We start from the raw sequence: 1767 nt of genomic DNA on the forward strand, positions 1-1767 counted from the left end.
GTCGTAATTTTTTTACGGAGAGTTTGATCCTGGCTCAGGACGAACGCTGGCGGCGTGCTTAACACATGCAAGTCGAACGATGAAGCCCAGCTTGCTGGGTGGATTAGTGGCGAACGGGTGAGTAACACGTGAGTAACCTGCCCTTGACTCTGGGATAAGCGCTGGAAACGGCGTCTAATACCGGATACGACCTGCCCCGGCATCGGGTGCGGGTGGAAAGTTTTTCGGTCAAGGATGGACTCGCGGCCTATCAGCTAGTTGGTGAGGTAATGGCTCACCAAGGCGACGACGGGTAGCCGGCCTGAGAGGGTGACCGGCCACACTGGGACTGAGACACGGCCCAGACTCCTACGGGAGGCAGCAGTGGGGAATATTGCACAATGGGCGAAAGCCTGATGCAGCAACGCCGCGTGGGGGATGACGGCCTTCGGGTTGTAAACCTCTTTTAGTAGGGAAGAAGGGCTTCGGCTTGACGGTACCTGCAGAAAAAGCACCGGCTAACTACGTGCCAGCAGCCGCGGTAATACGTAGGGTGCAAGCGTTGTCCGGAATTATTGGGCGTAAAGAGCTCGTAGGCGGTTTGTCGCGTCTGCTGTGAAAACCCGAGGCTCAACCTCGGGCCTGCAGTGGGTACGGGCAGACTAGAGTGCGGTAGGGGAGAATGGAATTCCTGGTGTAGCGGTGGAATGCGCAGATATCAGGAGGAACACCGATGGCGAAGGCAGTTCTCTGGGCCGTTACTGACGCTGAGGAGCGAAAGCGTGGGGAGCGAACAGGATTAGATACCCTGGTAGTCCACGCCGTAAACGTTGGGAACTAGATGTGGGGACCTTTCCACGGTCTCCGTGTCGCAGCTAACGCATTAAGTTCCCCGCCTGGGGAGTACGGCCGCAAGGCTAAAACTCAAAGGAATTGACGGGGGCCCGCACAAGCGGCGGAGCATGCGGATTAATTCGATGCAACGCGAAGAACCTTACCAAGGCTTGACATATACCGGAAACTTCCAGAAATGGTTGCCCCGCAAGGTCGGTATACAGGTGGTGCATGGTTGTCGTCAGCTCGTGTCGTGAGATGTTGGGTTAAGTCCCGCAACGAGCGCAACCCTCGTTCTATGTTGCCAGCACGTCATGGTGGGAACTCATAGGAGACTGCCGGGGTCAACTCGGAGGAAGGTGGGGATGACGTCAAATCATCATGCCCCTTATGTCTTGGGCTTCACGCATGCTACAATGGCCGGTACAAAGGGCTGCGATACCGTAAGGTGGAGCGAATCCCAAAAAGCCGGTCTCAGTTCGGATTGAGGTCTGCAACTCGACCTCATGAAGTCGGAGTCGCTAGTAATCGCAGATCAGCAACGCTGCGGTGAATACGTTCCCGGGCCTTGTACACACCGCCCGTCAAGTCATGAAAGTCGGTAACACCCGAAGCCAGTGGCCTAACCGCAAGGAGGGAGCTGTCGAAGGTGGGATCGGTGATTAGGACTAAGTCGTAACAAGGTAGCCGTACCGGAAGGTGCGGCTGGATCACCTCCTTTCTAAGGAGCATCTGGACACCGCAGGGTGTTCCAGGCGCCAGATCAAAGCGAATGTCTTTGCTGGTAGCTCATGGGTGGAACATTGAACTAGGTGCTCGGTGAGATCGTCTCGCGTCAGTACAGCCTTCGGGTTGGGAACGCGTCGGGGCGGTGGAGTCGGGTACATGCACGCTGTTGGGTCCTGAGGGACCGGGCCGGCTGCCTTCGGGTGGCGGGGTCGACTCTCCGGATCC

Annotated in this window: 2 rRNA genes (1 of these 2 only partly in view); both read left to right on the top strand. The window is 57.2% G+C overall.

The annotated features are described in order from the left end of the window. Positions 1-11: 11 nt before the first annotated feature. Positions 12-1534: ribosomal RNA gene (locus C5C53_RS16540) — 16S ribosomal RNA — on the top strand. 107 nt (positions 1535-1641) lie between these two features. After that, a 23S ribosomal RNA gene (locus C5C53_RS16545) occupies positions 1642-1767 on the top strand; it runs 2773 nt beyond the window's last position. Together the 16S and 23S rRNA genes form the textbook arrangement of a ribosomal RNA operon.

Source organism: Rathayibacter sp. AY1E3, assembly GCF_002932235.1.
Lineage (GTDB): Bacteria > Actinomycetota > Actinomycetes > Actinomycetales > Microbacteriaceae > Rathayibacter.